General features: G+C 38.6%; 20 protein-coding genes and 1 riboswitch. Of the genes, 1 reads left to right on the top strand and 19 read right to left on the bottom strand.

All coding sequences use genetic code 11. From position 1 onward, the window contains the following. Positions 1 to 5: 5 nt before the first annotated feature. From FF105_RS03400 to recU, 4 genes are all read right to left on the bottom strand, one after another. Positions 6 to 410, bottom strand: a complete 405-nt coding sequence (locus FF105_RS03400; protein ID WP_010279131.1) for a DivIVA domain-containing protein — start codon at positions 408 to 410, stop codon at positions 6 to 8. Between the two features lie 76 nt (positions 411 to 486). Next, positions 487 to 1056: a DUF1273 domain-containing protein gene (locus tag FF105_RS03395; RefSeq protein ID WP_010279128.1), complete on the bottom strand. Its 570-nt coding sequence runs from the start codon at positions 1054 to 1056 to the stop codon at positions 487 to 489. A 65-nt stretch (positions 1057 to 1121) separates the two neighbouring features. Further along, on the bottom strand, positions 1122 to 3308 hold the full coding sequence (locus FF105_RS03390) for a transglycosylase domain-containing protein (protein ID WP_010279123.1): 2187 nt from the start codon (positions 3306 to 3308) through the stop codon (positions 1122 to 1124). 24 nt (positions 3309 to 3332) lie between these two features. Then, positions 3333 to 3947 (bottom strand): Holliday junction resolvase RecU, encoded by a 615-nt coding sequence (gene recU / locus FF105_RS03385; protein ID WP_010279121.1) that lies wholly within the window; start codon positions 3945 to 3947, stop codon positions 3333 to 3335. Between the two features lie 235 nt (positions 3948 to 4182). On the opposite strand from recU, the gene FF105_RS03380 reads away from it, so the two are divergent. After that, entirely contained in the window at positions 4183 to 5160 is a 978-nt protein-coding gene (locus FF105_RS03380) for an FUSC family protein (protein WP_010279118.1), read from the top strand. 10 nt (positions 5161 to 5170) lie between these two features. Here FF105_RS03380 and FF105_RS03375 read toward each other — a convergent pair whose 3' ends face one another. From FF105_RS03375 to FF105_RS03305, 15 genes are all read right to left on the bottom strand, one after another. Beyond that, positions 5171 to 5491 (bottom strand): DMT family transporter, encoded by a 321-nt coding sequence (locus FF105_RS03375; RefSeq protein WP_010279114.1) that lies wholly within the window; start codon positions 5489 to 5491, stop codon positions 5171 to 5173. Positions 5492 to 5737: 246 nt separating this feature from the next. Next, positions 5738 to 6310 carry a hypothetical protein gene (locus FF105_RS03370; RefSeq protein ID WP_010279109.1) on the bottom strand — a complete coding sequence of 191 codons (573 nt, stop codon included), beginning with the start codon at positions 6308 to 6310 and terminating at the stop codon, positions 5738 to 5740. Positions 6311 to 6417: 107 nt separating this feature from the next. After that, positions 6418 to 6576 (bottom strand): hypothetical protein, encoded by a 159-nt coding sequence (locus FF105_RS03365; RefSeq protein WP_010279106.1) that lies wholly within the window; start codon positions 6574 to 6576, stop codon positions 6418 to 6420. Between the two features lie 294 nt (positions 6577 to 6870). Further along, positions 6871 to 7368, bottom strand: coding sequence for a YcxB family protein (locus FF105_RS03360; RefSeq protein WP_010279098.1), 498 nt, complete (start codon positions 7366 to 7368; stop codon positions 6871 to 6873). Positions 7369 to 7511: 143 nt separating this feature from the next. Next, the gene (gene guaA, locus FF105_RS03355; RefSeq protein ID WP_147651297.1) at positions 7512 to 9056 is read right to left on the bottom strand and encodes a glutamine-hydrolyzing GMP synthase; all 1545 of its coding nucleotides are present in this window, start codon (positions 9054 to 9056) and stop codon (positions 7512 to 7514) included. 3 nt (positions 9057 to 9059) lie between these two features. After that, the gene (locus tag FF105_RS03350; RefSeq protein ID WP_010279095.1) at positions 9060 to 10046 is read right to left on the bottom strand and encodes an IMP dehydrogenase; all 987 of its coding nucleotides are present in this window, start codon (positions 10044 to 10046) and stop codon (positions 9060 to 9062) included. Positions 10047 to 10065: 19 nt separating this feature from the next. Beyond that, positions 10066 to 11199: an IMP dehydrogenase gene (gene guaB / locus FF105_RS03345; protein WP_010279092.1), complete on the bottom strand. Its 1134-nt coding sequence runs from the start codon at positions 11197 to 11199 to the stop codon at positions 10066 to 10068. 181 nt (positions 11200 to 11380) lie between these two features. Then, positions 11381 to 11477, bottom strand: a riboswitch (purine riboswitch). A 74-nt stretch (positions 11478 to 11551) separates the two neighbouring features. Then, positions 11552 to 12853 carry a C40 family peptidase gene (locus FF105_RS03340; RefSeq protein WP_010279089.1) on the bottom strand — a complete coding sequence of 434 codons (1302 nt, stop codon included), beginning with the start codon at positions 12851 to 12853 and terminating at the stop codon, positions 11552 to 11554. 196 nt (positions 12854 to 13049) lie between these two features. Continuing rightward, positions 13050 to 13235, bottom strand: a complete 186-nt coding sequence (locus tag FF105_RS03335) for a 2-hydroxymuconate tautomerase (protein ID WP_010279086.1) — start codon at positions 13233 to 13235, stop codon at positions 13050 to 13052. A 26-nt stretch (positions 13236 to 13261) separates the two neighbouring features. After that, the gene (locus tag FF105_RS03330) at positions 13262 to 14245 is read right to left on the bottom strand and encodes a YitT family protein (protein WP_010279083.1); all 984 of its coding nucleotides are present in this window, start codon (positions 14243 to 14245) and stop codon (positions 13262 to 13264) included. Positions 14246 to 14369: 124 nt separating this feature from the next. After that, entirely contained in the window at positions 14370 to 15587 is a 1218-nt protein-coding gene (locus FF105_RS03325; protein WP_010279081.1) for an OFA family MFS transporter, read from the bottom strand. 228 nt (positions 15588 to 15815) lie between these two features. Beyond that, the gene (gene htpX, locus FF105_RS03320) at positions 15816 to 16709 is read right to left on the bottom strand and encodes a zinc metalloprotease HtpX (protein WP_010279077.1); all 894 of its coding nucleotides are present in this window, start codon (positions 16707 to 16709) and stop codon (positions 15816 to 15818) included. Further along, positions 16709 to 17257: a LemA family protein gene (locus FF105_RS03315; RefSeq protein ID WP_010279073.1), complete on the bottom strand. Its 549-nt coding sequence runs from the start codon at positions 17255 to 17257 to the stop codon at positions 16709 to 16711. Before FF105_RS03315 ends, htpX begins: the two co-directional genes overlap by 1 nt. Positions 17258 to 17267: 10 nt before the next feature. Beyond that, complete coding sequence (locus FF105_RS03310) at positions 17268 to 18182, bottom strand: hypothetical protein (RefSeq protein WP_010279071.1); 915 nt, start codon at positions 18180 to 18182, stop codon at positions 17268 to 17270. A gap of 1 nt (position 18183) precedes the next feature. Beyond that, positions 18184 to 19032 carry a hypothetical protein gene (locus FF105_RS03305; protein WP_010279067.1) on the bottom strand — a complete coding sequence of 283 codons (849 nt, stop codon included), beginning with the start codon at positions 19030 to 19032 and terminating at the stop codon, positions 18184 to 18186. Positions 19033 to 19107: the final 75 nt, after the last annotated feature.

Here is a 19107-nt window from a genome sequence, read left to right as displayed (position 1 = left end):
ATATCTTACGCATTTTCAGAATGGTCACGGCCAAAAACAGCTCGTTCCAAGTTAGCAACACGTTTAATCAAATCAAGATTAGTCACAGTATTAGCTGAAGGTGCAACCGGTTTTACTTCAGGTGTAACAACAGGTGCTACTGTCTCAACAACAGGCGCAGGCGTAACATTTGCAGCTCGAACGCTCTGTTGTTTGACAAGAACTAATTGATCCTGCGCATCTTTTAGCGCTGTCTGCAAACGTGCGACTTCACCTTGAAGTTGTTCAACACGTCCACCAAAGGCACCGTAGTCTTTGATGATATCATCTAAAAAGCTGTCAACATCGGCGGGATCATATCCAACGCCCATGCGCTTTTGTTTAAAAACACGTTCTAAAATATCTTTTTGCGTGTATTTTACTTGTTCCACAAGAAACACCTCGTTTAATTTTTTAACTTAATTTATATTACCAATAAATTCTCAGAATTACAAGAAAAATGAACAATTATTCATCAAATATTATATTTTCTATACGTTGCTCCTCGTAATCCGTCGCATAATCTTGTAATGCTAACATGTCAATTTGGGTCAATGGATAAGGCGTTTTTTGTTGATATACCTGAATAATTTGACTATCAAATTGTGTTTTCCCTGGGTAGTCTGCATCGTAAACTAATAAAGCGCCATCGGTGTGTGACAGCATGAATTGTTGATAAGATCTAAGCTGACTCGCACCTTGATACTCTTGTGTAGAGACACTCTCTGCAAAGTCACTCTGTGTGATTAAGTCTCGCAACTTTTCTTGATTAGATGACTGCCATTGATTTCCAAAATTTTTGAAAGGAAACATCATAGCAACTTTTAAATCTGGATAATCATTTTTTAACTCTTGAACGACTGACACTACCCACTGTTCAATTCCCAACTGACCACCAGTAATAACCCACTCTAACCCTTCATCTAATTGCGCCTTTAATACCTGCTTTAAGGCAAATTTAATTACCTTAATTTTTGGATCTTGATCACCAAAAGTACCAAGCTCATAACTACGATATCCGGTTACCCATAGCCGCATTTTCTCCTCCAAATATAAAGAACAATCAAAACCATTTGCGGTCAGATTGTTCGATCAAATTCTGATTAATTGTTTCCTGTTGTAGACCCAGTTGATGCAGAGTTCGCCGAAATACCCGCTTCAGCCGGTGTTTCCCCCGACTGAGCAATAGAAGTTACACTCGGCAGACCGCCATTACTCCAAGAAGCATTTTTAACTTCATATTCAACGATATTTCCCTTGACAGTTTGTTTAACTGTATCAGGCACGGTCCAATCTGTGTTGTCCTTGTTTTGCATAGCATAAGCCATTACTTTGGCATAGTATTGTGCTGGCAAATCTTGTTCTGTCCATGGAATGTAGTTTTGCTTTGGATAATCAAAGCCGGTCCAAACAGAAAGCGCATACGATCGTGTGTAACCAGTGAACCAGGCGTCAGAAATAGCACGATCAGGCATATTATCATCTTCATCATACCCAACTAAACCAGATTTACCAGCTTGATGTAGGCCAGTAATTGCAGCATCAGCAGCTGTAGCATTAGGTTTAATAACACCCTTTAACATATCTGTCAACATGAAAGCAGTGCTCGTTTTCATCGCGCGTGTTCCAGTCGTTGTGTAGTTATGTGTAGTGCCATCAGCCGTCACTACTTTGGTAATATAAGTTGGTTTGTAATAAGTACCACCGTTGGCAACAGCGCCAAAAGCAGCTGCTTCTTGTTCTGATGTTACCGGAATACCAATGGCATCCGAACCACCAGGCGTTCCGTCTGTTGTAATGCCTAAGCCATTAACAAACTTTTCAGCATTAGCGCCACCAACTTCTTCAAGTGTCCGAGCAGCAGGAATATTACGAGATTGGGTCAGGGCTGTACGCATAGTGATATTGCCCATATACTTTTTATCCCAATCATAAACATCTTTATCGGTACCGACATACTTATATTTTTTATCAACAACTGTTCGATACGTCGGCCAATTCAAATACTCAATCGCTGGTCCGTAGTCAAGCAGCGGTTTGATAGATGATCCTGATGAACGTGACGATTGTGTCGCACGGTTTAAGCCAAATGTTGTCGTGACATTACGACCGCCAATTTGTGCCACAACACGTCCATTATTAGGATTGGTCATCGTTGCACTAATCTGCAAGTTAGCACTAGAAAAAGCAACTGATCCATCGTTCGCATTATCGTACAAAGATTGTTGCAAACTAGAATCCATACTTGTATATATCTTCAGACCGGATTTAGAAGTATCATATCCAAGTTTCTGAGCTTCAGAAATGACTGATTTAGCATAAGCATCAACCACCTTGCGATTTTGGTCTGCATTTTCTGCTTTCGTTGTTAAATCTTGTAAGCCATCATTAACAGGAGTAGCAATGGCTGCTTTGGCTTGCTTTTCAGTAATAGCACCATATTTAACCATTGCTTCAATAACAGTATCCCGTCGTTCTTTGGCAGCAGAATTATTTTTTAAGTAAGGATCATAATAAGTTGGCGATTGTGGCATTCCCGCCAGTAATGCTAACTGCGGTAACGACAGTTCTGTTAACGGCTTGCTATAAAAATATTCAGCAGCCGTTTTCATGCCGTAAATACCATGGCCCATATAAACTTTATTGACGTAGAAAGTCAGAATTTCGTTTTTAGTAAAATTCTTTTCGACTCGAAGCGCAAGCCACGCTTCTTGAGCTTTACGTTTTAATGTTTGGTCGGCTGATGATGTACTGAAGACAGATAACTTAACTAATTGCTGAGTTAATGTTGATCCCCCCTGCATCCCCAGAGAAGACCCTTTAATGTTAGCTAATGCGGCACCCATAATACGAATTGGGTCCACACCATTGTGCTTATAAAAACGTCGATCTTCAATTGAAACAACCGCCTGCTTCAACGTTTTAGGAATTTCGTTCGCATTCGCATAATCACGCTCCTGCGTAGCCATAGTCCAAAACACATTCCCTTGACTGTCTAATAATTGTGTTGAATTCTCAGAAGCTAAATCCGATTCAGTAATATTAGGTGCATCAGTGGCGTAAGTGAAAAATAACGCAGCACCGGCCAAACTTCCAATAATTCCCAGTGTTAATAGCCAAAGGAAAATGGCAAGTAGCCATCGTCGTTTTTTTCTTGGCTTACGAGGTTTTTTTGGTCCGCTACCCTTGCCTTTGGGTCTGGGCCTTGGTGGTTCTTGACCTGGCTGATTATCATACATATTTTGGTTGCGATTAACACGCGACCATTGATTTGAATTATCATTTGCCATAATACTGGGAAAACTCCTACATATTTATTTTAACGATTCAAGCATTAGATCAACAGCTTTTAGATAATCCAAACTTGGATTTAAGCTTTCTGGAATGAGGTACCCTTGTGCCACAATGTCACGATATGAAATTGATTGTTTACCCTTTAAATCTTGCCATTGCTTGATCAATGAACTTGCGGGGTAAACATATCCCTCATTTAAGGTCGTAAATTTGATAATTACAAAACCAATACCACCTTGAGATAAAATGTTTGCTAAATGTGTGATTTGATGTGGATGAAAATTTTTCAAAGGAAATGATGTTTTATTTTTAGTTTCCTTGGCATCAAAATCAATATAACGTCCCTGATAAACACCATTATAATCTGTCGTCGAAGCCTGCTTGAAGTATGCTTCCGTAATTTTAGCTGCAGCTCTTGCTGGGTAGTCAACTTTTACAATTGTAATGGGTGTCGGCTTTTTGTGGACAACAGCAAGACGATTGGCCAAGTAATAATCGTTGGCTTCATTAATTTCATCTTCCAATCCCATTCCACGCTTACCGAAAGTCAAGGCTTTTTTTGTTGTTTTGCCCGTTCGTATTGTATTTTGAACAGAGTTGTTCTGGCGTGTGCCTGCTGGATATTTAATGGTCATCACTGCTCTCATCACTTTTTTAAATATATATCTTTTATTTTACCATAAAAAAATGACTAAACCACAATTGTATCACCTTTGAAATCATGAATGGCCGCAAAAAGCAACGCATGATTATTTTCAACTGAAGTTACTATCTTACTTTGTTAATCAACTCGCTAACATGTAAAGATTGACAATACTAACTTTTTTATGTTAGGCTGGAAAAATTTGAGTTTTTCGAGGTAATTTAAGTATGAAGAAAATTAATAGACATGTCATTCACACTTTTTTTAGCATGAGTACAATGGCCATCCCCTTATTAATTAGTGGGCTATTTCATAATCTATGGTTAGGCGTGATGAGTTGCTTTGGTGCATTGATACTTATGTATTACGTACCTGCTAATCAGCAAAAAACAATGTCACAGCTGCTGATAGTAGACGCTATTTCTGTTCTAGCTTTGCCTATCAGCGCGTTATTAGCTGGATCAATGGCTACCGTATTGTGGATTGGAATATTAGCCTTTAGTTCACAATATATACTGACTAAAGAACAAATGCTCGGGCCACAAGCATTTTTTATCTTGATGATTAACGGTATGTTATCCAGTCTGGGTCAAATATCAATCATAACAAGACTTTTATTCACTTTATACATTATTTTTGGGATAGGCATTGCAACTATTTTCGCACTAATCGAAAATTGGTGTTATGACAAATATGCAATCACAGTTCGTTTAACAAACGTAAAATTTAATCAGAGAATTGAATTTATGCGTGCTATTAACTATTCTCTTTTTGCTATGTTAGCTTATTTTATTGGTATTCATAGTCATCTCAATAACTATTATTGGTTGTTAGTATCTGCTATCACCATTTTACAAGCAGAGAATATACCCACTGCTAGACATCGCCAATATCACTACGTGATTGCTGGTGTTGTTGGTTGTATCTTTGCATTGTTAATCTATACTACCATCCACGAAACATTCTTATTGATGATCCTTGCAGTCATATTGATGGGAATAATTTGTTTTACGATGCCAAAAAGTTACTTGGTTGGTAATTTTTTTACAACACCAATTGCACTTATTCTTTTCAAACTGGTTCGACCTGAATTAGGAACCAATTTAATCATCACGCGATTAATCGCTATTTTAATTGGTACCAGTATTGGCATTGTCGGTGTTGTTGTTTTTGATATTATCATGCGCCAAATTAAGTCACTTTAGTATCGTCTAACTATTCACCGGCCGTCATTTTAATGCCAATAATAGCCACAATCAATAGAATCACAAAAAACCAAGTGGCACCAGAAAATTTATCATGAAACAATGATACACCGATGATTACCGAACCAACTGCACCAATACCTGTCCAGATAGGATAAGCCAAGCTAAACGACAAATGTTTGACTGCTTGGAGCAAGAACAGCATACTTGCAATCAATCCAACTACCGTTACGATTGCCCAACTAACTTTTGAAAAGCCATCGCTCAGCTTCATTGCAGTTGACCAAAGTATTTCAGATAAACCAGCCATTAATAAAAAAATCCACGACATGTCAGACCTCCAAATAAAAAAGTTGTAGCGCCTTACTGGACAAAATTTGTCCGCTAGGTGACACAGCTTTGTTGACATTTCCCTTTATGGGAATCACAATGACTCTAATTTTATCACATGACAATAGGTTAGCCAAATTATGATATCATCAAAGTAATTTTATTAAAATATGACTGTTGCAATGTTTATTCATCACAACTGTCATCGGATACAACAGCGCTGAAATAAGAAGTAACATAGCATTTCTCAGCAACCTTGCTTTAGCAATTCTAGGTCTTTTTCTAAGTTATTAGTCAGCTCTTCTACACGTTTTTCTAAGGTAAAATTACCATCACCGTATCTAGTAGGATAATTTATTTCATCTATACTATATTTTTCGGTGTAAGGCCGTATTTTGAAAAAATCTGGTTTGTACTTTATAGTAAAATTTCTATTGTGCGTTTCAATGAGTTTAGCTGACGTTCCCGAAGCTATCATCGTAGTTATTGCCTGCCCCGGAGCTAAAGGAAAGTTTTTGAAATTTGTAAACCCGTTTGGTTCAAATTCATCATTACCTTCCACTGGTTTGTATAAAGGATTAATTTCAACAGATATAATAGTTCCGATTGTCTGTCCATAGTTTTTGATAATTAAATCAGTGTTATAAAAACCGTTTTTATGATATTTTTTTAATGAAATTAATATTACTGGTCTACTCTTATTTCTATCAGCAAAGTGACTTAACACAAGGCTTATAATAAATCCAATCGCAGATACTATGACTGGTACTCCAATTGACAAAAATGATAACCAGTTTTCTGTATTAAAATTTTTAAACATCTCTCCGACCTCCAATAACAGCAATTGCACTACTTAAACAACCATTCACTTGTTAATATATAACACTTTGAAGGTACAAAATAAAAAGCGCTTATGCGCTTAATCAATCATTTAATAAACTTTTCCATTAATACACTGCCAGCAATCACAGAAACAACGACAATGAACATTGACTTACCCAAATCAAGACCTAAATGATCTGTTGCCAATAAAGCTACGGCTGCTATTATCCCTGTATAGATAGCAATTATACGTTTTCGTCTCATCTCCAACCTCCAATAGCCATAAATATACTCCTAGAGAGCAGTGGCTTGGATTAGAAATTATTTTTTCAAAAAATGATACAAAATTCCGCCTACAATAATCAAAACACCTAAAATAATGATCCCGCCTAATAATAATGACCCATGTGATGCTGTTTCACTCATACTGCTTACCTACTTTTCATTAACTTTTTGATTGCTGTTTTTACTTTTGTCAAATACTCAATCCTATCATAAGCCACTTTTATACTGTTAATTTTGCTGTCAAGGCGGCCTCAAATATTTTTAACTAATATTTTATGGTCTATATATGCTATCAGTCAACATATTGTCTTTTTCAAAAATCATCATGCTGTATTTTCCCAATTTCACAATGAAAAATTCATTTGTTTCATATACATCTGTAATACGCGATTTTGCAAAATTGGCACTGCTTCCATCACTTATATTTTTGCTTATGCCATCATCATTTAAAGTGATTAAGCTTTCATCAAACGCGCCATTTGCTTCGCCAACTTTAATCGCAGAACGAAGCGAGAGTGCAAATTTTAAATATCCCAGCAGACCCCCAAATATCACAGCTAAAACAAAGCTTATTGTAAGAAAAACTGCCCAACCATCTAAAAAACCAAAAGTATGTGCACCGTATAAAACATTGGCGCTAAGACATGCGAACAAGATAAACATTAAGCCCATATAGAAATAAGTAACTTTTGCTCGTAAATTATTTATATCTGCGTTTTGCGTAGCCGCTTTTTTATAACTTTTTGGTGTTAAATGTGTATGATATTCCATGAACAGCTCCCAATATTTTTTTTAATTGTAGCACATAATCTTCTCCAATAAAAAAGCACCCATTTAGGTGCAACTATCAAGTAATACTTGCTTGTTTAATTATAAAGGATTACTTGACAACTCAATCATCCAGTTATTAAAGATTACTCCCACTCAACAGTTGCTGGTGGCTTAGCGGTAATGTCATACACGACACGGTTAATATGCCCTACTTCATTAACGATTCGTGCTGAGATTTTTTGAAGTAATTCCCACGGAATATGAGCAAAGTCAGCCGTCATACCATCAACCGATGTGATTGCGCGAATGGCAATTGTATAATCATACGTACGATAATCTCCCATCACACCAACTGAACGAACACCAGTGAGTACGGTGAAGTATTGCCAAATATCACCTTCAAGTCCAGCTTTAGCAATTTCATCACGCAAGATCCAATCTGAATCACGCACAATTTCTAATTTATCTTCAGTAATGTCGCCAAGAATACGGATACCCAGTCCTGGTCCTGGGAAAGGTTGACGCCAAACCATCTCATGAGGCATATTCAACTTTTCACCAAGTTCGCGCACCTCATCTTTGAACAACGTATTAAGAGGTTCAATCAACTTGAATTGCAGGTCTTCAGGTAACCCGCCAACGTTATGGTGAGACTTAATCGTTTGTGCAGTATCTGTGCCTGACTCAATGACATCTGTATATAGTGTGCCTTGTGCTAGAAATTCAATCCCATCAAGTTTTTTTGCTTCATCATTGAAAACTTGAATAAACTCATTACCAATAATTTTACGTTTTCTCTCAGGATCAGTTACACCAGCCAACTTGTCTAAGAAACGCGTTTGTGCATCAACTTTGATAATATTCAGACCAAATTTACCACCAAGCATGGACATGACTTGTTCTGCTTCGTTTTTACGCAACAGACCATGATCTACAAAAATAGAAGTTAACTGATCCCCGATTGCGCGATGTAATAAAACACCAACGACGGAAGAGTCAACACCACCTGACAAACCAAGTAGCACTTTATTATCACCAACAATTTCACGAATTTTGGCAATTTGATCATCAATAAAGCCACTCATGTCCCAATTTGGCGTCGCACCAGCAATATCTTTAACAAAGTTCTGCAAGATTTGCTTCCCGTTCTCCGACAATGTTGTCTCGGCATGGAATTGGACACCGTAGAGACGCCGTTTCTCATCAGCAATAGCTGCGATCGGCGTTTTTTCCGAACCACCAATTACTTCAAATCCTGCTGGCAATGCTGTCACATTATCAGAATGACTCATCAGAACAGTCTGTGAAGCTGGTGTGTTCGCCAACAGTCGACCAGCATGTTCAGTGTGATTTAATGTGGTTTGACCAAATTCACCGTTTCCCGGATTGGCTTCAACTTTTCCACCTAGGTTTTGTGCCATTAACTGCATGCCATAACAAACACCCAAAACTGGAACACCTAACTCAAATATTTCATTATCAATTGTAAAAGCATTTTCTTCGTAAACAGATTTAGGACCGCCAGAAAGAATAATTGCCTTTGGATTGTATTCTCGAATTTCTGAAGCCGTCATTTTTCGTGATTTTAATTCAGAAAAAACCCCCATCTCTCTAATTCGACGAGTAATGAGTTGATTATATTGACTACCATAGTCAAGAACTAAAACTTTATCTAGTGCGTCAGCCATGAATTATCCTTTCGCGTAGTTAGGGGCTTGTTTCGTGATTTCAACATCATGCGGATGTGACTCACGCAGACCATTATCTGTAATCTGCACAAATTTAGCATGTAATTTTAAATCTTGAATTGTTGCAGAACCAGTATAGCCCATGCCAGCTCGAAGGCCACCATCAGTTTGGAAGATGGCATCATCAATTGCCATATCACCGCCCTTAAATGAGCCATCTGCTTCAAGAACTTCGCCTTTTAACAAATCAGAAACAAGCGTTGCATCTGCTCCAGCAGCCAATGCCTTCACGACATCCCCAGAATAATGGACACCGCCAACGGCAATGACTGATTTATTGTCATAATTTGATGCCACATCTGCTATGCCCATTGTCACTGTCAAAAATGGATAAGTCAAATCATTTGGCAAAGGTGAGTTGACGCATCGTCCTGCGAGAACAGCATCTGCTCCAGCTTCATAGATTTGCGCAGCAACATTAGGATCTTCGACAACACCAACAGCTACCAACAATTCTGGGTGTGTTTGTTTTGTTGCTTTAATAATTGCTGTTGCACTATCATCCAAATCAGCATGCAAGTAGAAGAAAATAGCATTGACACCAGCATTGATCAGAGCATCTACCCGTTGGTTGGCTTCAGCGCCCAACCAAACTTCAGCACCAACAACTAATTTTCCTTGTTCATCTGTTAAAGCATTTGGAAATTTTTGTTCGTCAATAACAGTAGCTTTTGCTGATTTGACTAATTCAACTTGTTCATCCACCGATTCTTGTTGCACAAAGATACCCAAACCACCATTAAGTGCAATTGGTACAACACGTTGATCTGTTTCAGCATCATAAGCCTCAGAAATTAGTGGTATATTTAATTTAAAATTTGGTGATAAATGACTGGCTAATGATACTGTATGTGGTAAAACATTTGAGGCGCCCGGTACAAGTAAAGCTTGATCATAACCAAGGCCGATAAATTGAGTTGATTCAGACATGATTTCTCCTAAGAATAATTTAAAGAACAGTGTATGCTTTTTGTGTCAACAGAGCTTCAAAATCAACAGCTTGCGTTGATTTTGCTAAATGTCCATTTGCCACTAATCCAGTTACCGCTGATTCACCTAATGAGGCCATTTCTTGACGCATACCTGTCAAAATATCATTTAACACATCCACTAGTGCACCTTTATAGGCCACTCTTGCTTCAATACCTTCGGGTACCATTTTGTTAGCTTCATTGACTTCCCCTTGGAAATAACGGTCTTTCGATCCATTTTCCATAGCCGCAATTGATCCCATACCACGATAACTCTTATAAAGATGACCATTATCTTCAAATGAATCACCTGGTGTTTCTTCTGTGCCTGAAAACATTGATCCAAGCATAACCGCATTACCACCTGAAACCATTGCTTTGATAATATCTTCAGGTGTTTTGGCACCACCATCAGCTATGATTTTTTTACCCCGCACAGCAGCTTCTTTTGCAGCTTCACGTACAGCAGAAATTTGTGGTACACCAATACCTGCTACAACTCGAGTCGTGCAAATTGAACCAGGACCAATGCCTACTTTGACAACATCCGCTCCGGCATCATATAACGCCGCAGCGCCTTCACGTGTCGCAATATTACCAGCAATGATGTTGAGTTTTGGAAAAGCTTGACGTACTTCTGAAACCTTACGCAAAACGCCTTCTGAGTGCCCATGAGCAGAATCTAAAACAATTGCATCAACACCAGCGTCTGCCATAGCCGCAACACGATCAACAGTGTCATTTGTCACGCCAACTGCACCAGCAACCAGCAAATGACCATCGGCATCTACAGCAGCCTGAGCATAGGCTTGGTGATCAAATTTTGCTGTTTTAACCTGGCGTACTTGTTCAGCCTGTTGCGCAATCGTCATATTCTTATGAATGACACCTAATCCGCCCAATTTAGCAATTTCAATGGCAAATCTTGCCTCGGTCACCGTATCCATTGCAGCAGAAAGCAGCGGGATATGCAAATGCAACGTAGGTGTCAAATCGATTCCTAAAGCAACCTCATCCGCCTTGACTGGCGAATTTTTTTCTGGCACTAGCTTGACATCTTCAAACGTTAATCCCATTGGGACGAATTTACCTTTTGAATTAAACTTTTCCATCACATTCTCCAAAAAAATTATAGTCGTAGATCACACCGTCGCTCATTATAAAACCAATTGAGAAATCGTTGTAATATACTTTCGCTAATCAGGCCTTTTTGCCAACAAAATTGTCAGCAGATCCGCCAAAAATACAAATAAAAAAACACTTGGGATACACAGATCCACAAGTGCTTTTGAACGGTCAAAAACACTTGCGGATAGTCACGACGTTTGGTGCGTGGTAGAAACTGCTGGCCATTTTCCAGCACTATATCTGCAAAGTAATGTTTTAATTATTGGTTTCATGTTACACGCTTTTATGAGAAAAAGCAACTGGTCAGATCAGAACAAACAGTTGCTTTTACATAAATTATTGTACACTGCCTGCAAAACTAGGCATAAAGTTCGCCGAAATTGTTTCCACGCGGACGTTCATTCCTGGTTGTGGCGCAGCAACGTATTGATTTCCTCCAATGTAAATGGCCACATGATACGATGCGCCCTTGGTTCCCCAGAACAGCAAGTCACCAGGTTGTGCCTGTGAAACTGCTTTAGTTTTTGTGTAAGACTCTTGTGCAACAGATGAATGGGGCAACGAAATACCAGCCGCATTTTGGAATACATAGCTGACCAAACCAGAGCAATCAAAACCTGTTTGTGGTGTAGAACCAGCCCACACGTACGGAATATTTTGAGTTGCTAATTGCTTAGCTAATGAAACAATCGCCGCACTTGCAGCTGTAACATTTTGATTGGCCGCTGGTGTTGCAGTCTCTGATTGTTCAGACTGTGGCGTAGTTGATAAGGCGCTTGAACCTTGTGTTGCAGAGGCAGCTGATGAGGCGTTTGAACTTGCCGTTGCAGAGGCAGCTGATTCTTGGCTTGCCTCGCTGACATTAGATGCAACTGACGCCGTAGTTGCTTCAGAAACCGGTATATCAGCAGATGACGATGTGACAGGTGTTGCCACATTAGCGCTGATGGCAACATCTGTTGCAGGCGCCGTAGAAGAAGCGGCACTCACCACAGACGTCATAGCAGCTGCGCTTGAAACTGAAGCGTCGGAAGCCACTGGCTTACTAGCTACTGCGACAACAGTCGATGTTAGGTCAGTAGCGTCAGTAGTTGTCCCTGTACTAACCTCATTAGCAGGAGAAGCCACATCAGCACTACTCAAACTAGTATCTAATGAACTGTCTGAACTTGTTCCTGTTGAAGTGGTAGAAACCACTTCAGGTACCACAGATGTAGCATTCTGAGATACTGATTCATCTGTTGGTAAAGTCAAAATTTGACCGGCAGAAATCAAATCAGAATTATTGTTGTTTGCAACTAATGTATCTACACTCACTTTATGAGCTTGCGCAATTGACCAGAGTGAATCACCCGCTTTGACGCGGTATGTAGTGGTTTTCTTTTTAGTATTAGTCTGCGCCGCTTTCGTTTCTGCTGGCGTGTTAACGTGTAACACCTTATCTTTTGGAATCGTCAAATTTGTCTTTGACAAACTGACCTCATTCGTGTGCACTAAACCAGTTGCTTCAGCAACTGAGCTTACGGCTTTGTCCACTGCGTTTTTCACTTGATCAGCATTGACAATACTTGAACCAACACCAACAAGTCCGAGCACGCCAAGGCCAGAAGCAATAATTTTTTTATCCAGACGTTCCATATATTCACCCTTTCTGCCTATATCAAAACAGCCATAGCCACTTTGACAAAATTCTCAAATCTTAAGTTTCTCTTAACATATTAAGTTTATCACGTAAAACCTTAAGAAAATACCAAAACTTGATTATTTCATCAAATTGTCACATTTTGATAACATTACACAAAAAAACAACCCCATGGGATTGTTTTTTAATGACTTATTGGTCACTCTTCAAAACGCCACCGACTGCGTAGTGGTCTTTTGGCATTTCTCTTAAAATGACATGTACGGCTTCACGTGAAGCCCCAGCATCGGCAACGATTACATCAGTGATATCTTTAACCATTTTAGCGAGTTGTTCGTGTGAACGTCCTTCTAGTAGTTCAACTTGTACGATAGGCATAAATAGCCCTCCTTAATATTTAAAATCTATTTTACCTGATTATCAGTCACATTTTCAAGCTGGGATTCTAGTTGTTTCTCAGCTTCAATCTGTGCCTCAATCGTTTCAACTTTTGGAACAGCAATAGCTTTTTTCATTTGTAATTGTCTGTCAGAATCTAAGAACTCACCTGACACATTAACTGTGTTCAATAAATTAACAAAGGCCTTAGGATCAGCGCGATGGACAATTTCTTGCATTTCAAATAATTCGTAGCGAGAAATCACCATCATCAAGGTAGTGGATTCTCTTTTTGTGTAAGCACCTTTAGATGGCAGAATAGTAATACCACGTATCAAATCTTTATGAAGAGCTTCTACAACGTCATCCCCTTTTGCGGTGACAATCATCGCAGTTAATTTCTGATATCCCGTATACAGAGTATCCACAACTCGACCTGTTGCGTAAATACCAATTAACGTAAATAGGGCATTTTGCCAACCAATGAAGAAACCGGCAACAATAACAACAACACAGTTAATGATATTCATCAACGCGCCAACTGATTTTCCTGTTCGCTTTTGAACAACCATGGCAACAATGTCCATGCCACCAGTCGAAAAGCCATACCGCATTGCCAAACCAATTGCAACACCTAACAGTAGTCCACCAAATAGTGCTGCTAACATTGGATCAGTCGTCAACGCTTTTGTCGGTGCTATAATTTGAATTGTTGACACAAATATGGCATTTAAAAAGCTTAAAATCGTAAACTTACCACCAATTAATTTCCAACCAACAATTCCAATTGGTATGTTAAACACCATCATAAACGTTCCAGTTTGAATGTTCATATGAAAAGTATGTTGCGCAAACAATGACAGCAACTGTGCAATACCATTAAAACCACTTGAAAAAATATTATTAGGAATTAAAAATGCATTCAGCGAAATAACTTGAATGATAGAACTGACAATGAATACAACGGTTGTTAAAAAGATTTTGCGCCAATTAAATTGAATATTTGCCATTGATATGATTCTCCTAAAATACGTGGTCACTTACCTACTAATCATATCAAATTGTGTTTGCTTTGTATGCTTTTTACATGAAATTAGTCACTAAAAAATAGACTCATTTCCGGTACATTTAAAGTTAAACGATCAACATTTTGGTTGGTTTTACCATAAATCGTGAAATCAGATAGGCAATAATATACAAAATGCTAATTGCCAAAAAGACAGTTTGATATGGCATGCCTAAGACGTGCACAATATAACTCGCTAATTGATTACCAGAAAGACCAGCAGCTGCCCAAGCGGTTAGTGCTAACCCATGGATTTTTGAGATTGCATTCATACCAAAGCGATCTGCTAGTAGAGGTGGCAAGGCCGAAAAGCCGCCACCATAACCAGCATTAATTAAAAAGAATGTTCCAACCAATATAATTGGCATTAAAAAGTTACCACTAGGCAAAAAATAAGACAGTAAGGACATCACAATTGAAATGCCGAAAATCAACTGATAAACACTGTTTCTATCTTTAAGCCGATCAGATAATGTCGCAAAACCAATTCGACCTGCAGCATTAAAGAAAGCATCAACGCTCAAAATAGTAGTGATCGCGCCAAGTGAAAATACCGCGCTCCCGTTTTGTAATGTTAAATTAGATAAAATATCTTTTTCTTGTGAAATAATAGCTAAACCTGCTGTTATATTCAGATAAAACATCAACCAAATCCCAACAAATGTCATGTTCCCCATTACTTTTAGTGGTTGGAATGGTTTTTGTAGCGGTTTTTCTTGCCAATCAATTGGTTTATGAATTAGTAGAGTTCCAATCAACATCATGATTGCAAAGACTACCGACAAAAAGATAAACATCTGCCATAAACCAATTGATTTTTGCAAAGTCATCATAACAGGAGAAAACACCATTTTCGCAAGACCAAATCCCGCAACCGCCAAGCCGGTTCCCAATCCCTTATTATCTTTGAACCATAGCATCAAATTTTTGACTGGAGTCAGATAACCAATTCCTAAGCCAATACCCATCACAATACCGTAAAAAATATAAATACCGATTAATGATCGCTGTTGAATGCTAAAACCTGTTCCTAACATACCAGCCACAAAAAATAATGTTGCTAACAACGCCGACCGCTTAATATTTTTTTCAACATAGTGTCCCAATACAGCAGCGGAAAGTCCTAAAAATAATATTGCGATAGAAAATGCCCATTCCACATCAGGTACGCTGGCACCAATATAATCTGCAACTGATTGTTTAAAAACACTCCAGGCATAGACTGTGCCTATACTGCCATGAATTAGAAGTGCCGGTAAGGCAGCTCGTAACCATTTATTTTCCATTGGATTATTTCTCCCGTGTGTTTTATACCCTGAATTTGTTACTTTTATATTTAACCATATTTGCAATAATATTGTAAAGCATTTTACGTATATTGTATTATTAATAAATATAAAATACGGTTATTTTGCGAACTATAGTTAGTTTATATTTAAAAAATCATATCACAAAACAAACTTTAATGATTTTGAAACAAAAAAACGTCCAATAAATGGACGCTAACTAGAGGATTACATTTTTTCTAACCGCGCAATTCGTTCTTCAATTGGTGGGTGTGTATCGAATAAATGTTCTTTATTTTTTAAAGGGTTGCTTATATATAGCGCTGCTGACGATGGATCGACATCCTGCATTGGTTCTGAACCACCTAATTTTCGCAAAGCTGATATTAATCCTTGTGGATTTCTTGTCAGTTCAACACTGCCAGCGTCAGCTAAGTATTCTCTATTTCGAGAAATAGCCATTTGTACGGCTGCTGCAGCTAGTGGCGCAAGTACCATCATCAAAATCGAAAATATCATCAGGATTGCCTGCAGCCCACCACTATTGTTGCGATCATTGTCTCTGCGCCTTTCCCCACTTCCCCAAAACCACCAGTTGCCACCAATATTGGTGAGTAAGGTAATAGCGGCCGACAATGCTAAAGCTATTGTAGAGATACGAATATCATAGTTACGAACATGACTCATTTCATGTCCGATAACGCCTTCCAACTCGCTGCGAGTCATTATCCGTAAAAGACCAGTTGTTGCTGCTACTGCAGCATGTTCTGGGTCATTACCCGTCGCAAAAGCATTGGGACTGTCATCAGAAATGACAAATACTCTTGGCATAGGAACTTGCGCAACCATTGCCATATCCTCTACGGCGTGCCACAGTTCTGGCTGTTGATCAGCATTCGTTATTTCTTGACCATGGTTCATAGCCATCACAACAGCAGTTGAATTACTAATCATAATTGCTGTGTAAATGACACCAATAATAATCGCACCTACAATGCCATATACCAAAGAACCAAGCAATAGATAGCCCACGGCTGCGCCTACAAGTGCAACTAAGACAAAAAAGGCCAACAACAAAACAATGGTCCGTCTTTTATTTGATTGTATTTGTTGATACAACATTAAAATTTAACCGTTGGTACTTCTTTCTCTGCTTCAGGAACTTGCAAAAATTCGCTAGGTTGGAAATGATGAACGCCGGCAACAACATTAGTAGGAAATGATTGTAATTTTGTATTATAGTTGGCGGTTGTGGCGTTAAACAATTGTCGAGAATAAGCAATTTTGTTCTCAGTATTTGTCAGCTCTTCTTGAAGCTTGTTAAAATTAGTATTGGCTTTTAAATCTGGATAAGCTTCAGCACGGGCAAAAAATCCTGATAAAACACCACTTAATTGATTAGAAGCCGCCATTTTATCAGCTGGCGTGTTTGCTGCTGCCACATCTTGACGTAACTGTGTCACTTTGGTTAATGTTTCACTTTCATGCTTGGCATAGCCTTTAACCGTTTCAACCAAATTAGGAATCAGATCATTTCGACGCTTTAATTGCACGTCAATTTGACTCCATGATTCTTGGGTTTGCATTCTAGCTTTAACAAGCCCGTTGTATATACCAATCCAAGCCAACACAAGGATTGCGATAATTACTATTACAATGATTATTGTCATGATTTCCCTCTCATTCTACAAAAACTTCTCGATGATCTTTTAAACCAACTTGTTCTAACCACACGTTGTACCACTGTGCCAAAAATGGTAATTGCTGAAGTAACGAATACAGTGTCACATCTTGGCTATTATCTATAATATCATAATGCCAAAAGCTATGCCCCTTCTCATCACGATTTTGAATAATATCAAGGGTTACATCGGCAATTTGTAGCGTAGCACCTGTTTTTTGTCCTTGATGGCTCTTTAGCACAAAATGCTGCTTTGCAGCCGCAACAAATAAACTATCTAAAACATCAACTGGTAGATCCTTACCTCTCATGGTTAAATCAAGGCTATTTTTAGCGTCAATTCCGATTACATCGACATCGTAATCCACTTCTCTAAGCTGATCAGCAATGCCGGTCAAGCGCTGTTGAAACGATTTCAAAGCAGGTAGTCCCGCCAACTGTAATGCTTCTGTTTGGACCAATTGACCAAACTGGTTAGTATCCAGATAAAAACGACGACGCGACATATCCCAATACAATACACGCAAGTTTTGTGAAATTTCTTCTAGGTAATAACCACCTGCTACAAGAGGTGCTGATGTGAATCGAAATGATGCATTAGGAAATTCAGCAAAATGCAGTTCCGCCACCTTTTGCAATTGTGGCAGCACAACGCTTGTCTCAGATAAAGAAGACATGCTAGCGAGCTTCGCGAAAGCCAATGTTACCCAGTGCGTACTGGGATACCAATGCTCACTGGCAACACGAAGAATTGTAGCCTCATGAACATCAAATGCCAGTATCTTATCAACGACTTCTAGGATGTCAGTTGTTGTCTCAGCTTGAGACAATGTTTCAACTAATACCTGCCATCGCTGCATCACCATTAAATCTTTTTTCAATTGTTGGGCATACTCAAAATTATCGAAAGTCATATTACTTCTTCTGCAGTAATGCGTTTAAATAATCTACATAAAGATAACTAATCTTTTCACCAAATGATTTGACGCTGTCAAAATATGTTAAAATTTGTTCCAGCTCTAGGCGATGAATCGCATCATCTTTTTCTAATTTTAAAATTTCAGCTTGATGTGACTGCAGTTTTTCTTTGACTTCAGGCACTCGTTGTTGAGAAGCAAGCAATAATTCTCGCTTGTTTTCAAGCTCTTCACGGGCTTTCTTGTCTGTACGTCCAAGTAAACCTGACTTATTTTCTTTCAATTGCGCTAATTGATCTTCAATCACTTGAACCTCAAGTTTTCGCTTCGTCTCATCATCTAAAAATGCCTGCAACCCCGTCATGATTTGTTTAATTTCACGGACTTGATTATCATTATTGTTCACCCCATCTGGCAATTGCGAAACATTGTGCAAGGTCAACATCATTTTTTGATCAACCTCTAGGGTCAAAGCCAAAACATCAAGCGTACCAATTTGGCGATGATTCCACCAATCACCTATGAAAACTTGATAAATTGCGGGCTCACCATCAATAGCTTCAAATACTAGAAATTGAAAATGTGCCTTTAAATAGTGGATCAATTCGGGCGCAAGAAATGTAGCTAACTCATTGTGAATGTCAACCACCATTTGTGCTAGGCTGGCATTACTATCCGCATGTGCTCTTTGCCGAATTTGTTCATTAAACTGCTGAGAATCGATTAATTCATAGATTTGCGGTATCTGATGAGTCATAATTGCGGACTGTAATTGTCCAAGATACATTATCTTACTATCAAGCCGATTAATTAATTCCGGCTGCAATACAGTTTGTGATTCTGTCATTTGATATGCCTCCGTTGAAACACTAGTTTAAAACCTAATTTTAGCATACCGTATAAAGCGTCTAAAAAATACCAT

The sequence above is a fragment of the Leuconostoc sp. UCMA20149 genome, assembly GCF_030400235.1.
In the GTDB taxonomy this organism is placed as follows: Bacteria; Bacillota; Bacilli; order Lactobacillales; family Lactobacillaceae; genus Leuconostoc; species Leuconostoc pseudomesenteroides.
Note: the sequence above shows the minus strand (reverse complement) of the source record. Positions and strands in the feature narration are given on the sequence as shown.